Consider the following 19,263-nt stretch of genomic DNA (forward strand, 5'->3'; position numbering starts at 1 on the left):
TCCGATCCTGTTACTGTGCGTCCAGCAGGCCGATGGCTTCGGCAGTTTCCTCGATTGGCGCAAAGTCGTCATTGCTGGCGGGGATGAATTTTTCCCGCGGGAACGCATTCAGCAATACCGGGTCATCGATGGCCAGCAGGGCCTCGGTGACGCGCTGGCTGAAACCGTCGCCGAACTTGTCATTCAGATCGCCGCGTACGGTCCAGTGGTAGTCCGGATAACCGGGGGTTTCCCAGATCACCTGTACCTTGCTGGTGTCGATCTTGCCTTCTTCCAGCTCGCGCTCCCATACCTTGTAATTCACCGCGCCGGTAGCGTAGGCGCCGCTTTGTACCAGGGCGATGGTGGCGCTGTGGTCGCCGGAGAAGCCGACTTTATCAAACAGTTGGTCCGGGGCCTGGTTGAAGGTCTCGCGCAGGTAGAACTCCGGCATCAGGCGCCCGGAGGTGCTGCCCTTGGAGCCGAAGGTGAAGGACGGCTGATCGATAAAGGACTCGGGGAGGGTATCGGACTGAGTCAGGCCGGTACTGGTGTTGGCGATGAAGTAGGACTTGAAGTCAGGATCTTCCAGGCCCTGTGCGATGGCCTGGGAGCCGGGCACCAGGCGACGAGCCTGAACACCGGACAGACCGCCGAACCAGGCCATCTGCACTTCGTTATTGCGGAAGGCAGTGACGGCAGCGGCATAGGATTTCACCGGCACATATTTCACCGGCACGCCCAGTTTTTCTTCCAGATAGAGGGCAACCACGCCGAAGCGTTTTTCCAGTTGCGATTCATCCTGATCAGGGATGGCGGTGAAAACGAAGGTCCCGGTGTGGGGTTCATTACAGGCAGAGAGCAGCAGTGCTGCAAACAGGGCGGCAAGAAGCTTGAAACGCATTGTTGACTCCGTTCAATAGGGAGGCTTACCGGACAAAGTGGACATTCCGTCGCGGGTCCGGCCAGACACGACAAGGTGATTATAGAGCGCCGGGTGCTGGATACCAGTGTACAACGCAGCCTGGAAGAGAAATCCCTGTTGGAGCCTTGTTTGCAAGGCGAAGGGCGTTATTCCGGTGCCATGCCAGCGGGTAGCTCTTCGCTTTGCGAGCAAAGCTCCAACGGAGGCTTCGGAGGCAAACCGGGGAGATAATTCCCCTCCGCCTTTCGTTGGAGCCTTGCTTGCAAGGCGAATGCCCGCCAATAGGTTCTGCGGATTATTCGCCTTGCGAGCAAGGCTCCAACAGTCGCTTGGAGTTTCAGGCGTCTGGCGTCTGGCGTTCTTCCAGAAACGCCATGACCTCGTTGCGGCTACCCTCAAAGACGATGTCCCCTTCCCGGCGGGAAAGCATGTAGTCGTACATGGGGTCGTAGTAGTCGCTGAGCAGGGTGCGGATCCAGTCTTCGTGTAGTCCGGTGTCACCGCTGATGGCCTGGACGGCCAGAGCTTCGGACAGTTGCTGGCGGAGCTGTTGGTGGCGCAGTCCGCCCAGGCGGCGGCGGATGCGGTCCATGGCGGCGAGCAGCTCTTCCCCCAGATAGTGAAGAGCCTGCTTTTCGCCAAAGTGCTGGCGGTATTCTTCCAGCGGTCCTACCACGTAATCTTCCAGGGTCACCTGCACCCGGGATTCCAGCGTCTCGTTGATGATGATGCGCGGGCAGGTGCTGATCTTGTCCTGCAGGGAAAAGGGTAGGTGGCAGCGGCCGATCAGTTTGCTCTCGTCTTCCAGCAATACCCTGGCCGGGCTCTGTGCTCGCTGCTTGAGCATGGCGATGGCCAGGGCATTGTCGAAATCGATCTGGGTGGGCTGACCGCCGGGGCGTCGGCCGAAGGAAGAGCCACGGTGATGAGCCAGCCCTTCCAGATCCACGGCATTGGTCTGGCTTTCGATGACCCGGGTCTTGGCGCAACCGGTGCGACCGCAGAGGATCTCGAAGGGCAGGGCGGCAATGCAGGCTTCCATCTCGTCGAGCAGGAAACGGCGCATGGCCTTGTAGCCACCGGTAACCAGCGGCGCATCGATCCCGGCTTCACGCAGCCAGGCCTGGGTGGTCTGGCTGCGCAGCCCGCCCCGGAAGCAATACAGATAACCGTTCGGATTGGCCTGCCACCATTGCTGCCAGGCTTGCATGCGCTGTTCGCGCTCGGTTCCGCTGACCAGTTCGTTACCCAGATCAATGGCCGCCTGCTGGCCATGCTGCTTGTAGCAGATGCCGATCTGGTGGCGTTCGTCGTCGTTGATCAGGGCGATATTGGCGGCACCGGGGAAGGCGCCTTTGGCAAATTCCACAGGGGCACGCACGTCCAGCAGGGGCGTGCCGTTCAGGAAGAGGGACAGGAAATCGTCGGTGTCGTTGCGCATGGGAAGCGAGTTTAGAACAGCTACAAGCTACAAGCCACGCTTGTAGGAAAGGGAAAGGCTGGAAAATTCCCCGGACCTCGTCATTTCTACGAAGCCGCTGTAGGAGCTATGCTTGCCCCCCAGGGGATCTGCGACATGCGAACCGCGCTTGCGCGGAAATCGGCCGCAGGCTGATCAGGGATATCAGCGCTCGACAGGTTCCAGAAAGAATGGCGGACGGACTTTGATCTTTGTCGTCTCGCTTCGCTCGGTTCGCACCTCAAGAGGTGCTCCTACATCAACAACCTACGGCAAGGTTCGAATCGCGCCGTGAGCGACGCTCCTACCGTTCTTTGCAAGCCAGCCACAAAAAACGCGGGCAGGGCGCTATGTGATTAGCACGGCCCTGCCCGCGTTGCAGCTTGCGGCTTGAAGCTGTTTTTACTCCGCCGGGCGGATCTGGCCGGCCAGGTGCGGCTTGATGCCGTCCTTGGCGAGCAGGCGGAAGTCGCTGCCGCCGTCAGCGGCTTTGTTCTCGAACTTCACGGTGGCAGGGATAAACATGGGCAGTTTGAACTGCACATCCACGGTGAAAGCTTCTTCCGGCAGCTGGTTCTGCAGCTCGGCCAGGCAGCGGGCCTTGGACCACATGCCGTGGGCGATCTGGCGTTTGAAGCCGAACAACTTGGCGGACAGCGGATACAGGTGAATCGGGTTGCGGTCACCAGAAACAGCGCCGTAGCGGCGGCCGGTGTCGCCGGGAACCTTCCATTCAACGGTATCAGTGGCTGGCTGCGGTTTGGGCGCATCTTTCTTCTTGCTGCTGCTACCGCCGCCGCTACGGAAGAAGTTCACCGATTCGCTTTCCCAGACCCGTTCACCGCCGGTGCTGATGCTGGTGAAGATGGAGAACTCGTAGCCCTTGTCCACCTTGGTCAGGTTGCCCAGGAAACACTTCACGTTCAGCTGCTCGCGCTCGCTGATCGGACGGTACTGGGTGATGCTGTTGCGCACGTGCACCAGGCCCATGGCCGGGAACGGGAAGCCGTCGCTGAGGATCAGGGCCATATGCAGCGGAAAGGCGTGCATGTGCGGGTAGGTGACCGGCAGCTTGCCGTCGGCGGCGAAGCCACACACCTTGCGGTAGGCCGCCAGGTGTTTTTCATCCAGTGCCACGTCGTTCAGACGCAGGCCGATTTCCGGCAGGGTGGGGTTGCTGCCCGGCTTCACGGTGGCGCGCAGGACCGCCTTGGCGAAGTTGATCACCATGGGGGGCGCATTTCGCAGTTCGCGGAATTTTACCTCACTCATTACTCGATCCTTTCCCGTTGGTCGTGTGGTGGTCTCAGACCCATGATCTTTATGTCCCTGAGTTGTGACAGGCAGAGGCGCAAAGATCATGGAACGACGACACGGAAGGAGTATAGAGCAGGGTAGCCGGCACGCTATTGGCCGTGCAGACAAGCTGTATAGGGACTAAAGCACACGAAAAGAAAACTGTGATGGAGGTTTGCTGTCGGGAGGAAAGGGCCGCAAGCCCGGGGATCATTGATCCGCTTTGGACTTCCAGAAGCCGACGCCGAAATAGATAAGCCGCAGCTGTTTTTCCGCCGTGCCGAGCACCTGGTTCTGACCGAATTCGTCGTCTTCTTCCAGTTCCAGCATTTCCTGGGTCAGGGCCGTCACATTGTTGACCACCAGCCCGGCCATCATCTGCAGGTCTTCCGCGTTGACATGATTCAGAAACGGAAAGCGTGCCATGTCCATGGCCAGCTCGTTGGTGAACATGCGGATTTCCCGGCGAATGGCGTTGCGCATGGTGGGGGTGCCACCGGCCAGTTCCTTGGAGACGAACAGGAAGTGAGCGCGGTTGTTGCGGACATAGTTGAAGTACACCTCCAGGGAGCCGCGCAGCATGCGCTCGTTGGGGAGCTCTTCCTGGCGGACCTGGCGCATCATATGGCGCAGGGTGCGGAAAGATTCATCCAGCAGAGTCAGACCCAGGGCGCTCATGTCCGGGAAATGCCTGTAGAAGGCAGTGGGTACCACGCCGGCACGCTTGGTGACTTCGCGCAGACTGAGGCTGGAGAAGGGGGCTTTCTTGACGACCAGATCCAGCGCCGCCGCCATCAGAGCCTCACGGGTCTGGCCCCGTTTCGGCTTGCGGGCTCTGCTGGTGGTTTCCTTGGTCATTACCGGTCGCCTCTGCATTGGGTTTCAGGTCGCTGGTCAGGCCTGGCCGGCAGTTTTTCCACCTGTTTCCGGCTGGCCGGGCAGGAATATGCCGGGGTGGTGGCAGGCTTAAGACACCAACAGACCCTGAAAATACGCTGTAAATTCTCCTCGTTGTGGGGCCGTGATGCAACTGGTGCGCAAAAAACATGTGTAACTGCATGATAATGCAGGTATTTACAAAATTAAGTGTACAGGTGTTGACTTAAATCGTGGGTCTATGAATAATGCGTACAACTGTTCACTTACAGGGATGAACCCAATGAACGCAATGACACAGACCTCCAGCCGTTTCCAGCAAGGCCTGACCCGCCTGCTGCAGTCCCGTGTGGCGGATATTCTTTCCTATCCCCACGGTGTTGACCGTTATCTGGAAGTGTTCAATCCGCTGTGGTCCGTTAATGAGGTGCGCGCCAAGGTTGAAGATGTGCGCTACCTGACCAATGACAGCGTGACCCTGACCCTGCGTCCCAATCATAACTGGGAAGGCTTTATTCCCGGTCAGTTTGTCCAGCTTTCCGTCACCATTGATGGCAAGCGTCAGACCCGCTGCTATTCACCGGCCAACTCCCTGCACCGCGCTGACGGCTGCATCGAGCTGACCGCGAAAGTGCACGCCAACGGCTTTGTTTCCCGCCATTTGCGTGAACAGCTGAGTGTTGGCGATGTGGTGCTGTTGTCTCAGGCGGACGGTGAGTTTGCCCTGCCGGCACAGCGTCCTGAGCAGGTGCTGCTGATCAGTGGCGGCAGTGGTATCACCCCGGTGATGTCCATGCTGCGCACCTTGTGTGATGAGGGCTTCAGCGGCCCGATCACCTTCCTGCATTACGCCAACAGCGCCGCCGACATGATCTACGCCAGCGAGCTGGACGAGATTGCGCGGGCTCATGACAACGTGACCCTGGTGCGCTGCTTCAATAACGAGGGTGAACAGGGTGAGCTTTCCGGTCTGTTTTCCCGTGAACATTTGTACATTGCTGCGCCGGAATTTGCACAGGCAACCACTTTTCTGTGCGGTCCGCCGCCGATGATGGCTGCGGTGGAAAAAGTCTGGGAAGAGGATGGCCTGGCTGAGCGTCTGCACAAGGAGCAGTTCACCCTGGCGACGCCGCAGATCGAAAGCGACAGCGCCGAAGGCGAAGTGCGCTTCGTACAGAGCGAAAAAATGGCCATCAACAATGGCGCCACCCTGCTGGAACAGGCCGAGTCCGCCGGTCTTACCCCGGAATCCGGTTGCCGCATGGGTATCTGCCACGCGTGTACCTGCCGCAAGACGGCCGGTGAAGTGCGCGATATCCGCACCGGCGAGATCACCAGTGGCGAAGAAGACATTCAAATTTGCATCAGCGTGCCGGTGGGCACGGTGACCCTCGACATCTAAACGGATTCACCCAAACCGAAGCGTCCCGAGACGAATCTTCAAACCGGGTTTAAGGAGAAAGCACATGAGTATTTTCAGCAATTTGACCGCCGAACAATTCGAGACCATTGGCCAGGAACTTGACGTCATCCGTAATCGTGAAATGGCGGACCTGGGCGAAGAAGATGCCACCTATATCCGCACCCTGATCAAGCGTCAGCGTCGTCTGGAAGTGGCCGGCCGCGGCTTGCTGATGGCGGGTTTCCTGCCGCCGGCATGGCTGGCGGGTGTGGCTTGTCTTTCTGCCTCCAAGATCCTGGACAACATGGAAATCGGCCATAACGTGATGCACGGCCAGTACGACTGGATGGGCGATCCGGCCATCAACTCCAAAGTCTTTGACTGGGACAACACCTGCACTAACACAGCCTGGAAGCAGACCCACAATTTCGAGCACCACACTTTCACCAACGTGCTCGACAAGGACCATGACATTGGTTACGGCATCCTGCGCATGTCGGAAGACCAGGAGTGGGAACCCCGCTTCCTGTTCAACCCGATCCTGGCAGGTATCCTGGCGACCTTCTTCCAGCATTTTGTGGCGATTCAGAGCCTCAAGCTGGAGGACTACCTGATCTACAAGACCAAGACCAAGGAAGAGGTGAAGGCCGAATTCAAGCCGACCTGGAAGAAGATGCGCAAGCAGTTGGTCAAGGACTACCTGCTGTTCCCGGCCCTGGCGGGACCGTTCGCCCCCTTCGTGTTCGCCGGTAATATGGCGGCCAATGTGGCGCGCAACCTGTGGTCTTCCCAGGTGATCTATAACGGTCACTTCCCGGAAGAGGTGGAGCAGTTCCCCGAGTCCGTGATCGAGAACGAGACCCGTGGCCAGTGGTATGTGCGTCAGCTGCTTGGTTCGGCCAACTTCGAAGGTGGCCGTCTGATGCACGTGATGAGCGGCAACCTGAGCTTCCAGATCGAACACCACCTGTTCCCCGATCTGCCGGCTCACCGTTACGCCCGCATTGCGCCTGAAGTGCGTGCCATCTGTGAAAAACATGGCCTGCCGTACAACACCGGCTCTTTCGTGAAGCAGTCCCTGAGCGTCTGGAAACGGATCTTCAAGCTGTCCCTGCCCAGCAAAACGGAAGGCGGCAGCAAGAAGGGCCCGCTCAATGGTCTGCGCGCCAAAGTAGTGTCCCTGACCCGTGAACCTGAGTCACAGACACGCAAGGCTGCCTGATAGCCTCAAGGTGGTCTGATCTCCTGGTTCGGGCCGGTCCTGCGCTGGTTCCGGCCCTGCCATCCTTATGCTACTCTCAGTCGATCTGAGAGTAGCTTTTTTTATTTGGGGACAAGGCAGAACGCATGGCAGAAATGACAGATTCCGGTGTGCTGTTGCGAATGGCCTATAAGGCCATGATAAACGCCGGTGTTGATGCCGATGCCGTGTTGGCAGAAGTCGGTCTCGACAAATCCATCCTTCAGGTGCCGGACCTGCGTACGCCCCATGATGCCCAGGAATGGTTCTGGCAGGCCCTGGAGAAGGTGTCCGGCGATGAACACATCGGCCTGCATCTGGGTGAGCATATTCCGGTCTACAAGGGCCAGGTGCTCGAATACCTGTTCCTTTCCAGTCCCACCTTTGGCGAAGGCCTCAAGCGAGCCCTGGATTACCAGCGCCTGCTGTCCGATGCCGCCCAGGGAGAGTTGTTTGAAGAAGGCGACCGAGTCTTCCTCAAGCAGATGATCTGGAGCAAACGCCTCAGTCATCTCAACGAATGCATGATGATGGGCGTGATCAAATTTTTCCGCTTTGTTACCGACGGGGCCTTCGAGCCGCTGGAGGTGCACTTTGGTCATACCCGCCATGCGGACAAACTGGAATACGAACGTCTGTTCGACTGCCCGGTGAAATTCGACATGCCGAGCATTGGCATGTACTTCGATGCCCGGGTCATGAATTTGCCGTCAGCCCACCACGAGCCGGAACTGCTGCACCTGCATGAACAGCTCGCCAGTGAGCAGGTGGCGCGGCTGGAAAAGCAGGACCTGGTGGCCCAGGTCAACCGGTTGATCGGTGAGCTGCTGGAATCCGGTCATGCCAATTTGGAAGAAGTGGCCGAACGCCTGGGCATCAAGGCCCGTCAGCTACGGACTCGGCTTGCGGATGCCGGCACCAACTTCAACCAGCTGGTCGCTGACTATCGTTGCCGTTTGGCCAAGCGTCTTCTCGCCGGTACCGAAGAATCCATTGATGAAATCGTCTATCTCACCGGCTTCTCGGAACCGTCCACGTTCTACCGGGCTTTCAAACGCTGGGTCGGCATGACCCCGATCGAGTACCGCAAGTTGAAGGCGGAAGAAGACGCGGCGGAGAACCGTTGAGCGTTGCGAGTTGAAAGGTTAAAGCAAAAGAAAGGCGCCAGTGGCGCCTTTTTGCGATTTATCGTAGAAATATTTTCAGGCGTCACCATGCAAGGGTGCCGTAATTCTTCGCCTCACCGGGTGGTGGGGCATCCATCAAAACGTTTAGTCGGTGTTAACCAGTGAAAGAGTCTCTGCGCAAAGTTTTCTCTCCCATTCTCACCCCCTTTGAGTCTGGTGATGACAGCTATGCCTATCGCCCCTCGCATCGAAAAATTCTGATTGTGGTCGGTACATTGTTTCTGGTGCTTGCTACCGGGGCCCTGGCGGCAACGCTGGTGGCGCAGCTGTATGGCGGGCTGATTCCTGTCGCTGTTTTCCTGGCGGTGGGTCTGGTGTGTGAAGTGGTGGGTTTGTTGGGCAGTGACAAGGCGGTGGCCCGTATGTGGAAGAGTAAGTAATTCGGAGCTGTAGCGTTTGTTGGTTCGTTGAAGCCTTGTGAAAAAGGCTCCAACGGTCAAGCTAGCGGACGCTTTATTCAGAGCACCATGGCAGCCAGCCAACCTGCGGCGATCAGTGGCAGGTTGTAATGAATAAAAGTGGGAATCACCGTGTCGCGGATATGGTCGTGCTGACCATCGGCATTCAGGCCGGCGGTGGGCCCCAGCGTGGAGTCCGAGGCCGGGGAGCCCGCATCTCCCAGCGCGGCAGCGCTTCCGACCAGGGCGGCGGTGGCCAGCGGGGAGAAACCCAGTGCCAGGCAGAGCGGCACATACAGGGTGGTGATGATGGGGATGGTGGAGAACGACGAGCCAATCCCCAGCGTCACAAACAGGCCGAGCAGTAATAACAGCGCCGCTGCCAATGGTGGACTTTGCAGGCCGCTGGTCACGCTTTCCACCAGCACGGGCACCTGCCCGCTGGCGCCTACCACCGCGGCATAGCCGTTGGCGGCAATCATGATAAAACCGATCAGGGACATCATTTTCACGCCCTGGGTAAAGGCATCCTGGGATTCCCGCCAGGGCACTACACCCCCCGCTGTAAACACCAGAAACCCCACCAATGCCCCGAGAATAATGGAGTCGCTGTAAAGCTGTAGTGTCAGGGCCGCGGCCAGGGCGATGGCGGCGACGATGACGTTGCGCGGCGAGAGCGAGACGTGCTGTTCCTCGCCGGGGAGCTCTACCGGCTGATAATCGCGGGGCTTGCGATAGCGGATGAACGCCAGAATCAAACCCACCACCATGCCCGCAGCGGGCAGTAGCATGGCCAGCGGTAGCTCTGCTTTGGGAATCTCAAGGCCGGCTTTTGCCAGGCTGGGGCCGAGCTGGGTATGCAGGAAAATACTGCCGAAGCCCACCGGCAACACCATGTAGGGCGTGATCAGCCCGAAAGTGAGCACGCAGGCGGCCAGTCGTCGATCCAGGCGCAGCTGGTGCATCACCTCCAGCAACGGTGGCACCAGGATGGGGATAAAGGCGATATGAATGGGCACCAGATTCTGGCTCATGATGGCGGCAGCCAGCAGTACCGTGAGTAGCAGGGTACGGATCAGGCGCAGCTGGTCCGGGGCCGGGGCGCGACCGAGTCGGGCGATGATCCGTGCGGCTAACCATTCGGTGATGCCGGAGCGGGCAATGGCCACCGCAAAGGCGCCGAGCAGGGCATAGCTCAGTGCAATATTGGCGCCGCCCCCCAGGCCATCGCCAAAGGCTGCAAGGGTGTTTTCCAGGTTCAGTCCACTACCAATGCCCGCCACCAGCGCCGCGCACAATAGCGCCAACACCACGTTCATGCGCGCAATACTCAGTCCCATGAGCAGAATCACGGACCAGACGATGGGGTTGAGTAACGGGTTCATGGCGCCTCCGCCGGGCTGGCTGGGTCGGTTGGAAGGCGCGGAGTTTAGCAGGGGAGGAGGAAGGCGTGCTAACCCTGGGGCGGTGCACGCCGACCTTCGGCGCGCGCAGGGTAAGCTGCCGCTGGTGGTCTACCTGACAAGATGGTGAGGTTACCGGTCGTCGGTGCGGTGCGCTTCCCCCTCTATCGTCACATTGCCATCGTGATTTTGGCGGGGTGGTTGCTGGAAGGGGTTGGCGCCCTGTTGGTGTTGGGTATAGCGGGTTTGGGTATAGGTAAAGCCGCCGCCCTGCATGGTGGTGAAGCCCTGCAGGGTGCCTTTCTCTATGACCTTGCGAGCCATGGCACGGCGTGAACCTGGTAGCAGCAGGGCAAAGCCCACCGCATCGGTGATGAAGCCGGGGGTGATCAGCAGGGCGCCGCCGAGCAGCAGCATGATCCCTTCCACCATTTCCTGGCCGGGCATGTCGCCCTGTTGCATACGCTGGTTGAGACGTATCCAGGTCTCCAGCCCCTGGCGGCGGAACAGGTAGCTACCCAGCAGGGCGGTAACCACGGTGGCGACGATAGTGATCGGCCAGCCAATCAGGCTAGCCACTTTCGCCAGCACCAGCACTTCCAGCAGGGCAAAACCGAAGATGAAGAAGAAAATGCGACCGAAACCCATGGGGTGTCCTGTGTCAGAGGTATATGTGTCTCAAGATGGTGTTATTTGGACAGGGATTCAAGGGGCTGGTTCCGGGGCCATGGAATCGGTCAGTTGCTGGCGCAGCCAGCGATGGGCGGGGTCACGTTCCTGGGCTTCTGCCCAGAGCATATAAATCGGTACCGGGGGGATCGACACGGGAAAGGGCAATACCTGCAATTGCAGTGCCTCGGCGTAATGGCGTGCCAGGCGTTCGGGAACGGTGGCGATCATGTCCGAGCGGGCGCTGACGGCCAGCATGCTGGCAAACTGGGTCACCCGGGCACCGGTGCGGCGCTGCCAGCCTGGTGCGTTGAGAATCTGGTCCAGCGGCAGACGGCGGTTACGGTCAGGCAGCACCACATGCTCGGCCTCCAGAAATCGTGATTTACTGCAGCGCCCCTTGAAGAGAGGGTGGCCTCGGCGCGCCACCACCACCAGGTTTTCTTCCACCAGGACCTCACGGTGGAGTCGGCTGTCTTCCTGGACGAAAGCATCCACGGCCAGGTCGGCGTGGGCCTTGTGCAGCATCTCGGCCATGTTGTCGCCGGCGGGGGCGATTTCCAGCACCACGTTAGGTGCCCGGTGGCGAATGCGCTGCAGTAGTGGTGGCAGCATCACCATCTCGAAGTAATCCGCGCTGAGCAGCCGGAAATGGCGCTGGCTGCTGGTGGGATCAAAGCGGTTGCCTGGATCGAGGACATCGCCCAGGGACGCCAGTTGGGGAGCGAGCAGCAGGTGCAATTCCCGGGCGCGGGGAGTGGGTTCCATCCCCTGGCGGGTTCGCACAAACAGCTCGTCGTCCAGGGTGTGACGCAGCCGTTGCAGCGCCGCGCTGATAGCGGGTTGACTCATCCCCAGTTGGTCGGCGGCTCGCGACAGTTGCCCAGCTTCCATGATGGCAGCGAAGACGGGAAGCAGGTTCAGGTCGATACTGCGTAAGTTCAGCTTCATGGATATTACTTATATCAAATATCAATTAGGAAAAGGAGTGCCGGCTGGTTATTTTCTGGGGTGTGCGCAACGACAGGATTAAACCGGAGAATAACAATGGATCAGCAACTGACCGCCTTTGTAACGGTATTCATCATTCTGACAGCAATCTGGGAGCTGGTGGCCGGCCGCACCCGCGACGGTAAAAAGACCCGGCAGGACTGGAAAATCGCTTTTCTGGCCACCTTCATGATGGTGGCCGTGCAGCGCCCCCTGGTGTTGCTGCTCCTGACGCTGGGGCTTTCCCGGCTGTTTCCCGGCAGTGCCGGTTCTCTGGCCTGGCTGGAAGCGCAGTATTTCTGGCCGACACTGATCGTCTTCTTCTGCATTGAAGAGTTGATTCACGGCGCATTTCACCTGTTTGCCCATAGCCGCCGACCGAAGAACCGTTTCCTGCAATGGGTGCAGGCGTTCTACAAGATGAGCCATCGTCCCCACCATCTGGCTGGTGGCCAGGACAACAAGGGCCAACTGTCAGTGACCCAGACCTTTGTGAATGGTTGGGCCTGGTGGCTGATCATGCCGAATTACACCTTCCAGCTGGTGTGCCTGTATCTGGGCCTGGTGGAAGTGTTTCTGGTCGGCACCGCCATCAAGGGCATCTGGGCCGCGCAGACCCATGTGAACTGGAACTGGGATCTCTACTTCCATAATCACCAGTGGGCCTGGGTGCGCAAGACCATGTGGGCGCTGGCCCATGTGCTGACCTTCCCGACCCAGCATCACCACCACCATTCCCGTGGCCCCAATTCCGCCAAGAATGTGACCTCCACGCTGGCGATCTACGACTGGCTGATCTTCGGCACCCTGGCCATCGAAAAGCAAAAGCCTGACGTCTACGGCTGGCGCCAGAAGGATGACGAGGCCAACAGCGTGCTTAAACGCTATTTCTTCTGGGATGTGCGCCAGTACATGCGGGGTGGGGCGGCGAAAGCCAAAAAGAAGCGCGAAGAAAAATTGGCGAAAGCGGCCTGACAGTTACCGCGCTGATGTTGTAGCGCCTCGTTGCGGGAGAGCACGGGATCTTTCGCGCCCTGCCGGGGATAGCCTGGCGGGGCTTTTTAACATCAGTCTCGAGTGACGAGGAGCGAGTTGCGAAAAGATAAAACCGGGGACCGGATGCGCCAGGACTTCTACGATGATCTTGTTGGTGGTGGGCCTTTACTACGGCATATCTATGAAACCGCTGTAGGAGCTCCTCTTGAGGGGCGAACCGAGCGAAGCGAGGCGGCAGACATATCCGTTCCCGCACCCTTTTTTAAAACCTGTCCAGTCAGCGTCTGATCATCCTTCGGTTGATTCCCGCGTTCACACACGGTTCGCCCTTCAAGAGGAGTTATTCGCTACGCTCACCCTTCGGGCCGCACGGAACTACGTGTGTTACTCCGCTACGCTCCGTTCCTGCAGCGGCTATCGTTGATAGATTGGGAGCACAACCCACACACAAAAAAGCCGCCCCTTGCGGCGCGGCTCCTTTGTTGATCATGTGGCAAAAGCCTCAAGTCGCGTTTCAACTTGAAACTTTCAACTTGCTTCTGGGTTTAGGCACCCAGCAGCATCTGACCACACACACGCACTACGTTACCGGTCAGACCCTGAGAGGCCGGGCTGGCAAAGAAGGCGATGGTTTCGGCTACATCCACCGGCTGACCGCCCTGGTTCATGGCGTTCATGCGACGGCCCGCTTCACGGATGGTGAAGGGGATGGCGGCGGTCATCTGGGTTTCGATGAAGCCCGGCGCCACGGCGTTGATGGTGATGCCTTTCTCGGCGTACTCATCTTTGTAGGCGTCGATCATGCCGATCACGGCTGCCTTGGAGGTGCCGTAGTTGGTCTGGCCCAGGTTACCGGCGATACCGGCGATGGAGCTGATGGAGATGATACGGCCACCTTTGCCCATGCCGCCGTCAGCCAGCAGTTTTTCGTTGATGCGCAGCTGGCTGGCGATGTTGATGTTCAGCACCATGTCCCAGAATTTCTCTGGCATGTTGCCCAGCATCTTGTCGCGGGTGACACCAGCGTTGTGCACGACCACATCGTAGCCGCCGATTTCCTTGGCCTTGGCGGCGATGGTGGCAGGGGCGTCGTCAGCGGTGATGTCCAGTTCCAGGGTATCGCCACCGATCTGCCCGGCCACCTGGTTCAGGTCGTCGGCCATGGGCGGAATATCCAGCACGGTAACGGTAGCGCCGTCACGGGCCAGTACTTCGGCAATAGCAGCACCGATACCACGGGAGCCACCGGTTACCAGGGCTTTCTTGCCGGCCAGCGGCTTGTCCCAGTCAAACTTGGCAGCCTTGAAGCCCGCTTCGGTGGCGCGAACCACCTGGCCGGATACGTAGGCAGATTTCGGTGACAGGAAGAAGTGCAGGGGAGACGCCAGTTGCGCTTCTGCGCCTTCGTCTACATACACCAGCTGGGCGGTGGCGCCTTTCTTGATTTCCTTGCCCACGGAGCGGGTGAAACCTTCCAGGGCACGCTGGGCTACGCGGGCAGCGCCAGTCTGTTTTTCCGGGGTGCGGCCGATGACCACAACGCGGGCACATTTATCCAGCTTGCGGATCACCGGGTGGAAGAATTCCCACAGGGCTTTCAGCTCGTCCGGGTTCTGGATGCCGGTAGCATCGAATACCAGGCCCTTGAACTTGGCATCGTCTTCGCGGTTGGCGGTGTAGTTGTCCGCGCTCACGCCCAGCTTGCCGGCTTTCTTCTGCAGCTCGGTGGCGTTACCGGTGTTGGCCAGTACCGCGACCTGTGCTTCCGGAGCCCCTTTCAGGGTCGCCAGGACGGTGTCGATACCGGTGGAACCGTTGGCGGCACCCACCAGCACACGGCCCTTGATGAAGGAAGCCTGGCCCGGCTGCCAGCGCTCGAGAATGACCGGAATAGGGAGGTTGATTGCGCCAAACAGCGCCTTGCCCATAGAGGAATTGGCAATCGCCTGATAGGTATCGCTCATGGTCCTGTCCTTTGCCATCAAATGATGAATGAGTCCCGCTTAACCTTATGTCAACCGGGACAGGTTTAAAGGGGTGCCGGAGAAAGAATGGTCAAAATAAGACTTCTTTCGTAGGGCATGACGGTCAGCCCTGTCGCACACTGGCGCGTATTGAATCACTGCAATGTGGCGGGTGTATTGACCGGCGCCGGTAGTCAAACAGGCGTTTGAGCCAATGAGGCCGTGCCGGTTGCGGGTAGACTGCGCCCATTCGAGTGAATACTTAAGCGTTTTCACGCTGTTGTTGCTCACCGCCATCTTTAGAGGACATGACTATGCTGGCAGGTAAAGCCGTACGTAAGGTTGCCATTATCGGCGGTAACCGTATCCCGTTTGCCCGTTCCAACTCCGCCTATGTTGATACCAGCAACCAGGACATGCTGACTGCTGCCATCGACGGTCTGGTGGATCGTTTCAAGCTGCACGGCGAGAAAATCGACGAAGTGGCTGCCGGTGCAGTCATGAAGCACGCCCGTGACTTCAACCTGGTGCGCGAATGCGTGCTGGGTTCCAAGCTGGCCCCGGAAACTCCGGCCTATGACCTGCAGCAAGCCTGCGGCACCGGCCTGGAAGCGGCCATCCTGGTGGCTAACAAGATCGCCCTGGGGCAAATCGATTGCGCCATCGCTGGCGGTGTGGATACCACTTCTGACGCGCCCCTGGGTGTGAACGAAGACGCCCGCAAGGTGTTCATGGCTCTGAACCGTGCCAAGACCAACGGCGAGCGCGCCAAGCTGGGCCTGAAGCTGCTCAACCCGAAATCCCTGATGCCCGACATCCCCAAGAACGGCGAGCCGCGCACCGGCCTGTCCATGGGCGAGCACCAGGCACTCACCGCCAAGGAGTGGGGCATTGCCCGTGAAGATCAGGACGAGCTGGCGTGGAAATCCCACCAGAACCTGGCCAAGTCCTATGAAGATGGCTGGCAGGATGACCTGATCACTCCTTTCAAGGGTCTGGAACGCGACAACAACATGCGCGGTGATTCCACCCTGGAAAAACTGGCTACCCTGAAGCCTTGCTTCGGCGGCCCGGACGGCACCATGACCCCGGCCAACTCCACCCCGCTGACCGACGGTGCTTCCACGGTACTGCTGGCCACCGAAGAGTGGGCCAAAGAGCGTGGCCTGCCGGTACTGGCCTACCTGACCATCGGTGAAGCCGCAGCCGTGGACTTCATCGGCAAGAAAGAAGGCCTGCTGATGGCCCCGGCCTACGCCGTGCCGAGCATGCTGGACAAGCTGGACCTGACCCTGCAGGACTTCGATTTCTACGAAATCCACGAAGCCTTTGCGTCCCAGGTACTGTCTACCCTGAAATCCTGGGAAGACGAGACCTTCTGCAAGGAAAAACTGGGCCGCAAGAAAGCGCTGGGCAGCATCGATCGCAGCAAGCTGAACGTGAAAGGCTCCTCACTGGCAGCCGGTCACCCGTTCGCTGCTACCGGTGGCCGTATCATCGCCAACGCTGCCAAGCTGCTGAACGAAAAAGGCTCCGGCCGCGCACTGATCTCCGTGTGTGCTGCTGGCGGCCAGGGTGTGGTAGCGATTCTCGAGAAGTAATCGCTGGCATGACTCAGAAAAACCGGCCTTCGGGCCGGTTTTTTTATGCCTGAAATATACGACGGGGATATCTGCCCACCCATTCATGCTGGTTTCAGTTACCGTTCAGGGTAGATTCAGGTTGTACTCGTACAGTGTTCTCAATCCCGACAGGGAAACCCAACCCAAAAGGAAAGGAGAAACACCATGACATTGACCCGAACCACTCTGATCGCAGCCCTGCTTGGCGTGGCTGCCGCCGGCACCGTTTATGCTGATGATGTTCCCCACCAGCAAGTGCCACAACTGGTGAAAGACGGCACGATTCAGTCATTGGAGACGCTCGACAAGGTGGCTCTGGACAAGCACCCGCAAGCACAGATCACCGACACCGAACTGGAAAATGAATATGGCCGCTACATCTACCAGGTGGAGCTGCGTGATGCCCAGGGACAGGAATGGGACGTGGACATTGATGCCAGTACCGGCGATGTGCTGAAGGATGAGCGAGACTGATCCCTTGCCAATCCCGATCCTGGCCGGCAGGGCGAGTCTTCTCGTCCTGCTTGGCCTGATGTCTCCTTCGTTGACCGCAGATGATGTCGGCCATGAAGAGGCCCTGCGATTACGAGAGCAGGGCCTTGTGCTGCCTTTTGAAACCGTACTGGACGCTATCCATGATCGTTACCCCGAGGCCCGCCTGCTGGAGGTGGAGCTGGAGCGGGATGACGGTATTCTTGTCTACGAAATCGAGTTACTGACCCGTGAGCGTGTGGTGCGTGAGCTGGAAATCGATGCCCGTGACGGAACCTGGCTGGACGATGAGCGAGACGATTGATGCGGTTGATGTTGGTGGAAGACAGCGTATCCCTGGCTGATCAACTGATCCCCATGTTGCGTGAGCACGGTTATGCGGTGGACTGGCTGGCTGATGGCCGGGATGCACTGGTAAAGGCGCACGATGATCCTTTCGATCTGGTGATTCTCGACCTGGGCTTGCCCGGCATGGGCGGGCTGCAGGTATTGCGTCAGTGGCGGGCAGAGGGCCTGGGCGTGCCGGTGCTGATTCTCACCGCCCGGGATAGCTGGTCGGAAAAGATCGAGGGCCTGCAAGTGGGCGCTGACGACTACCTGACCAAACCCTTCCACCCGGATGAATTATTGTTGCGGGTACAGGCCCTGCTGCGGCGCACCCATGGCAACGTCAATGACTCGCGCCTGCGCGTCGGCAGCCTGACACTGGATGAGCAGCGCCAGAGCGTCTGGCAGGGTGAGCAGGAAATGACGCTGACCGGTGCCGAGTTCCGCATGTTGCGGTATTTCATGCATAACCCGGGTCGGTTGCTTTCCAAGGGGCAACTGGCTTCCCACCTCTATGACAACGAAAGTGACCGGGATTCCAATGTGCTGGAAGTGCATGTAAACCGGCTGCGCCGCAAACTCGGCAAGGGTGCGATCGAAACCCGCCGGGGGCAGGGCTATGTGTTCATCGGGGGCGACGGATGAGATCCATTGGCCGCCGCTTGGGTATCAGCCTGTTTGTCAGCTTGCTGCTGGCAGGGTTGTTGATTAGCCAGGGGGCACTGTGGTGGCTGGAGCGGGAGCAGCGTGAAGCGCTAAGCGATTCGCTCCGTGACGATGCTGCCGGAGTGCTCACCGCCATCGGCCGGGGGCAGAATGATGAGCTCACCCTCGACCCGACCCGTCTGCATCCGGCCTATCGGCGGCCTCTGTCCGGGCGTTATTTTGTGGTGGAAGTGGCTGACAGCCGCTGGCGTTCCCGGTCCCTGTGGGACGCCACGCTAACACTGCCGGGCCTCCCCGGCATGGACGAGGCGCTGCAGCCAGGCCCGGGTAGTCAGCAGTTACTGCGTTATCGTGGTGAGTACCGGATGAATGATCAGCCGGTGACGATCGTTGTGGCCCAGGATTACACCCCGGTAATGACAGCGTACAGCCGTACCCGCACCGCCGTGCTGATCGCCTGGTTGGTGGTATTGCTGGCGTTGGCTGTGGTGCAGCAGTGGTTGTTGCGCCGGGGGTTGTCGCCATTGCGACAAGCGCGCAAGGAAATCGAACAACTTCGCGGTGGGCAGCGCAATGCGCTTAATGAAGACGTGGCGCTGGAGCTGCATCCGCTGGTGCTGGAAATCAATCGGCTGCAGCGTCATACCGAGCAGCAGCTGCAGCGCTCCCGTCACGCTTTGGGTGACCTTGGGCACGCGCTGAAAACCCCGTTGGCGGTGCTGAAAAATCGCTGCAATGAACCACTGAAAACCGCTGACCCGGCTCTTCATGCATTGCTGGAAGAGCAGCTGGGTCAGATGGAAGCGACTATCCGCCGGGCTCTGGGGCGGGCCCGCGTGGCGGCCGGCGTGACAGCCAGCAACCGGTTTTGTCCTGCCGACCATGTGCCCCTGCTTTTAACCACGCTGGAGCGGGCACATCACCGTTCTCTGCAAGTGGTGGTGGAGGGCGATCAGCTGCCCGCTCAGCCACTGGAGCGGGACGATATGCTGGAAGTGCTGGGCAACCTGCTGGATAACGCCTTCAAGTGGGCGGATAGCCGCATTCGCCTGACCCTCGATGACCGCGACGGGCATCTGCACCTGTGCGTGGAGGATGATGGCCCGGGTATTGCGCCAGAGCGACGCCAGCAAGTGCTGCAGCGTGGTCAGCGCCTGGACGAACGCACTCCGGGGGATGGCCTGGGGCTGGCCATTGTCAGCGATACCGTGGCGGCTTACGGGGGCGAGCTGTCCCTGGGGGAGAGCGCCTGGGGAGGTCTGCGGGTGGAACTGCGGTTGCCGGTCCCGGCCGCAGGAAGTTATTCAGAGGCTCCCTAGCCATAATCCTGGTTGGCCGGGAACCCCGGTGCGGCAATAGCACTCGGACCATA

General features: G+C 59.4%; 18 protein-coding genes. 10 read left to right on the top strand and 8 right to left on the bottom strand.

Going from position 1 to position 19,263, the window contains the following annotated elements; all coding sequences use genetic code 11:
* Positions 1–10: 10 nt before the first annotated feature.
* The 4 genes from T9A_RS07655 to T9A_RS07670 form a co-directional block, all read right to left on the bottom strand.
* Entirely contained in the window at positions 11–883 is an 873-nt protein-coding gene (locus T9A_RS07655; protein ID WP_035246602.1) for a putative selenate ABC transporter substrate-binding protein, read from the bottom strand.
* A gap of 358 nt (positions 884–1,241) precedes the next feature.
* The gene (gene mnmH, locus T9A_RS07660) at positions 1,242–2,345 is read right to left on the bottom strand and encodes a tRNA 2-selenouridine(34) synthase MnmH (RefSeq protein WP_035246604.1); all 1,104 of its coding nucleotides are present in this window, start codon (positions 2,343–2,345) and stop codon (positions 1,242–1,244) included.
* Between the two features lie 420 nt (positions 2,346–2,765).
* Positions 2,766–3,635 carry a MaoC family dehydratase gene (locus tag T9A_RS07665; protein ID WP_035246608.1) on the bottom strand — a complete coding sequence of 290 codons (870 nt, stop codon included), beginning with the start codon at positions 3,633–3,635 and terminating at the stop codon, positions 2,766–2,768.
* A 234-nt stretch (positions 3,636–3,869) separates the two neighbouring features.
* Entirely contained in the window at positions 3,870–4,517 is a 648-nt protein-coding gene (locus T9A_RS07670) for a TetR family transcriptional regulator (protein WP_035246611.1), read from the bottom strand.
* A 301-nt stretch (positions 4,518–4,818) separates the two neighbouring features.
* On the opposite strand from T9A_RS07670, the gene T9A_RS07675 reads away from it, so the two are divergent.
* The 4 genes from T9A_RS07675 to T9A_RS07690 all read left to right on the top strand — a co-directional run bounded on the left by T9A_RS07675 (position 4,819) and on the right by T9A_RS07690 (position 8,744).
* On the top strand, positions 4,819–5,937 hold the full coding sequence (locus T9A_RS07675; protein WP_232222036.1) for a ferredoxin reductase: 1,119 nt from the start codon (positions 4,819–4,821) through the stop codon (positions 5,935–5,937).
* Positions 5,938–6,001: 64 nt separating this feature from the next.
* Positions 6,002–7,159 (top strand): fatty acid desaturase family protein, encoded by a 1,158-nt coding sequence (locus T9A_RS07680; protein ID WP_035246614.1) that lies wholly within the window; start codon positions 6,002–6,004, stop codon positions 7,157–7,159.
* 125 nt (positions 7,160–7,284) lie between these two features.
* Positions 7,285–8,304 carry an AraC family transcriptional regulator gene (locus tag T9A_RS07685; protein WP_035246616.1) on the top strand — a complete coding sequence of 340 codons (1,020 nt, stop codon included), beginning with the start codon at positions 7,285–7,287 and terminating at the stop codon, positions 8,302–8,304.
* Between the two features lie 161 nt (positions 8,305–8,465).
* Positions 8,466–8,744 carry a hypothetical protein gene (locus T9A_RS07690; RefSeq protein ID WP_035246619.1) on the top strand — a complete coding sequence of 93 codons (279 nt, stop codon included), beginning with the start codon at positions 8,466–8,468 and terminating at the stop codon, positions 8,742–8,744.
* A gap of 77 nt (positions 8,745–8,821) precedes the next feature.
* Here T9A_RS07690 and T9A_RS07695 read toward each other — a convergent pair whose 3' ends face one another.
* From T9A_RS07695 to T9A_RS07705, 3 genes are all read right to left on the bottom strand, one after another.
* On the bottom strand, positions 8,822–10,147 hold the full coding sequence (locus T9A_RS07695) for a Na+/H+ antiporter family protein (protein ID WP_035246621.1): 1,326 nt from the start codon (positions 10,145–10,147) through the stop codon (positions 8,822–8,824).
* 150 nt (positions 10,148–10,297) lie between these two features.
* Positions 10,298–10,813, bottom strand: a complete 516-nt coding sequence (locus T9A_RS07700) for an FxsA family protein (RefSeq protein ID WP_035246624.1) — start codon at positions 10,811–10,813, stop codon at positions 10,298–10,300.
* Positions 10,814–10,870: 57 nt separating this feature from the next.
* Positions 10,871–11,785 carry a LysR family transcriptional regulator gene (locus T9A_RS07705; RefSeq protein ID WP_035246627.1) on the bottom strand — a complete coding sequence of 305 codons (915 nt, stop codon included), beginning with the start codon at positions 11,783–11,785 and terminating at the stop codon, positions 10,871–10,873.
* A gap of 96 nt (positions 11,786–11,881) precedes the next feature.
* Here T9A_RS07705 and T9A_RS07710 point away from each other — a divergent pair, with 96 nt between their 5' ends.
* The gene (locus tag T9A_RS07710) at positions 11,882–12,799 is read left to right on the top strand and encodes a sterol desaturase family protein (protein ID WP_035246631.1); all 918 of its coding nucleotides are present in this window, start codon (positions 11,882–11,884) and stop codon (positions 12,797–12,799) included.
* Positions 12,800–13,365: 566 nt separating this feature from the next.
* Here the strand turns inward: T9A_RS07710 and T9A_RS07715 are convergent.
* Positions 13,366–14,784 (bottom strand): 3-oxoacyl-ACP reductase, encoded by a 1,419-nt coding sequence (locus tag T9A_RS07715; protein WP_035246633.1) that lies wholly within the window; start codon positions 14,782–14,784, stop codon positions 13,366–13,368.
* 314 nt (positions 14,785–15,098) lie between these two features.
* Here T9A_RS07715 and T9A_RS07720 point away from each other — a divergent pair, with 314 nt between their 5' ends.
* From T9A_RS07720 to T9A_RS07740, 5 genes are all read left to right on the top strand, one after another.
* Complete coding sequence (locus tag T9A_RS07720; RefSeq protein WP_035246635.1) at positions 15,099–16,385, top strand: acetyl-CoA C-acetyltransferase; 1,287 nt, start codon at positions 15,099–15,101, stop codon at positions 16,383–16,385.
* A gap of 186 nt (positions 16,386–16,571) precedes the next feature.
* Complete coding sequence (locus T9A_RS07725) at positions 16,572–16,880, top strand: PepSY domain-containing protein (protein ID WP_035246637.1); 309 nt, start codon at positions 16,572–16,574, stop codon at positions 16,878–16,880.
* The gene (locus T9A_RS07730; protein WP_052042629.1) at positions 16,867–17,202 is read left to right on the top strand and encodes a PepSY domain-containing protein; all 336 of its coding nucleotides are present in this window, start codon (positions 16,867–16,869) and stop codon (positions 17,200–17,202) included. The genes T9A_RS07725 and T9A_RS07730 overlap by 14 nt, the downstream gene beginning before the upstream one ends.
* Positions 17,202–17,870 carry a response regulator transcription factor gene (locus T9A_RS07735; protein ID WP_035246642.1) on the top strand — a complete coding sequence of 223 codons (669 nt, stop codon included), beginning with the start codon at positions 17,202–17,204 and terminating at the stop codon, positions 17,868–17,870. Before T9A_RS07730 ends, T9A_RS07735 begins: the two co-directional genes overlap by 1 nt.
* Positions 17,867–19,210 (top strand): ATP-binding protein, encoded by a 1,344-nt coding sequence (locus T9A_RS07740; RefSeq protein WP_035246644.1) that lies wholly within the window; start codon positions 17,867–17,869, stop codon positions 19,208–19,210. The genes T9A_RS07735 and T9A_RS07740 overlap by 4 nt, the downstream gene beginning before the upstream one ends.
* Positions 19,211–19,263: the final 53 nt, after the last annotated feature.

Origin of the sequence: Alcanivorax jadensis T9 (assembly GCF_000756655.1) — a bacterium.
Taxonomy (GTDB): domain Bacteria; phylum Pseudomonadota; class Gammaproteobacteria; order Pseudomonadales; family Alcanivoracaceae; genus Alcanivorax; species Alcanivorax jadensis.

Bases quoted from the DNA above. Each gene is read 5' to 3' on its own strand.
- T9A_RS07655 (WP_035246602.1), bottom strand. From the start codon at position 883: ATGCGTTTCAAGCTTCTTGCCGCCCTGTTTGCAGCACTGCTGCTCTCT.
- mnmH (WP_035246604.1), bottom strand. From the start codon at position 2,345: ATGCGCAACGACACCGACGATTTCCTGTCCCTCTTCCTGAACGGCACG.
- T9A_RS07670 (WP_035246611.1), bottom strand. From the start codon at position 4,517: ATGACCAAGGAAACCACCAGCAGAGCCCGCAAGCCGAAACGGGGCCAG.
- T9A_RS07680 (WP_035246614.1), top strand. From the start codon at position 6,002: ATGAGTATTTTCAGCAATTTGACCGCCGAACAATTCGAGACCATTGGC.
- T9A_RS07710 (WP_035246631.1), top strand. From the start codon at position 11,882: ATGGATCAGCAACTGACCGCCTTTGTAACGGTATTCATCATTCTGACA.
- T9A_RS07740 (WP_035246644.1), top strand. From the start codon at position 17,867: ATGAGATCCATTGGCCGCCGCTTGGGTATCAGCCTGTTTGTCAGCTTG.
- T9A_RS07685 (WP_035246616.1), top strand. From the start codon at position 7,285: ATGGCAGAAATGACAGATTCCGGTGTGCTGTTGCGAATGGCCTATAAG.
- T9A_RS07665 (WP_035246608.1), bottom strand. From the start codon at position 3,635: ATGAGTGAGGTAAAATTCCGCGAACTGCGAAATGCGCCCCCCATGGTG.
- T9A_RS07720 (WP_035246635.1), top strand. From the start codon at position 15,099: ATGCTGGCAGGTAAAGCCGTACGTAAGGTTGCCATTATCGGCGGTAAC.
- T9A_RS07705 (WP_035246627.1), bottom strand. From the start codon at position 11,785: ATGAAGCTGAACTTACGCAGTATCGACCTGAACCTGCTTCCCGTCTTC.
- T9A_RS07730 (WP_052042629.1), top strand. From the start codon at position 16,867: ATGAGCGAGACTGATCCCTTGCCAATCCCGATCCTGGCCGGCAGGGCG.
- T9A_RS07725 (WP_035246637.1), top strand. From the start codon at position 16,572: ATGACATTGACCCGAACCACTCTGATCGCAGCCCTGCTTGGCGTGGCT.
- T9A_RS07715 (WP_035246633.1), bottom strand. From the start codon at position 14,784: ATGAGCGATACCTATCAGGCGATTGCCAATTCCTCTATGGGCAAGGCG.
- T9A_RS07700 (WP_035246624.1), bottom strand. From the start codon at position 10,813: ATGGGTTTCGGTCGCATTTTCTTCTTCATCTTCGGTTTTGCCCTGCTG.
- T9A_RS07695 (WP_035246621.1), bottom strand. From the start codon at position 10,147: ATGAACCCGTTACTCAACCCCATCGTCTGGTCCGTGATTCTGCTCATG.
- T9A_RS07675 (WP_232222036.1), top strand. From the start codon at position 4,819: ATGAACGCAATGACACAGACCTCCAGCCGTTTCCAGCAAGGCCTGACC.
- T9A_RS07735 (WP_035246642.1), top strand. From the start codon at position 17,202: ATGCGGTTGATGTTGGTGGAAGACAGCGTATCCCTGGCTGATCAACTG.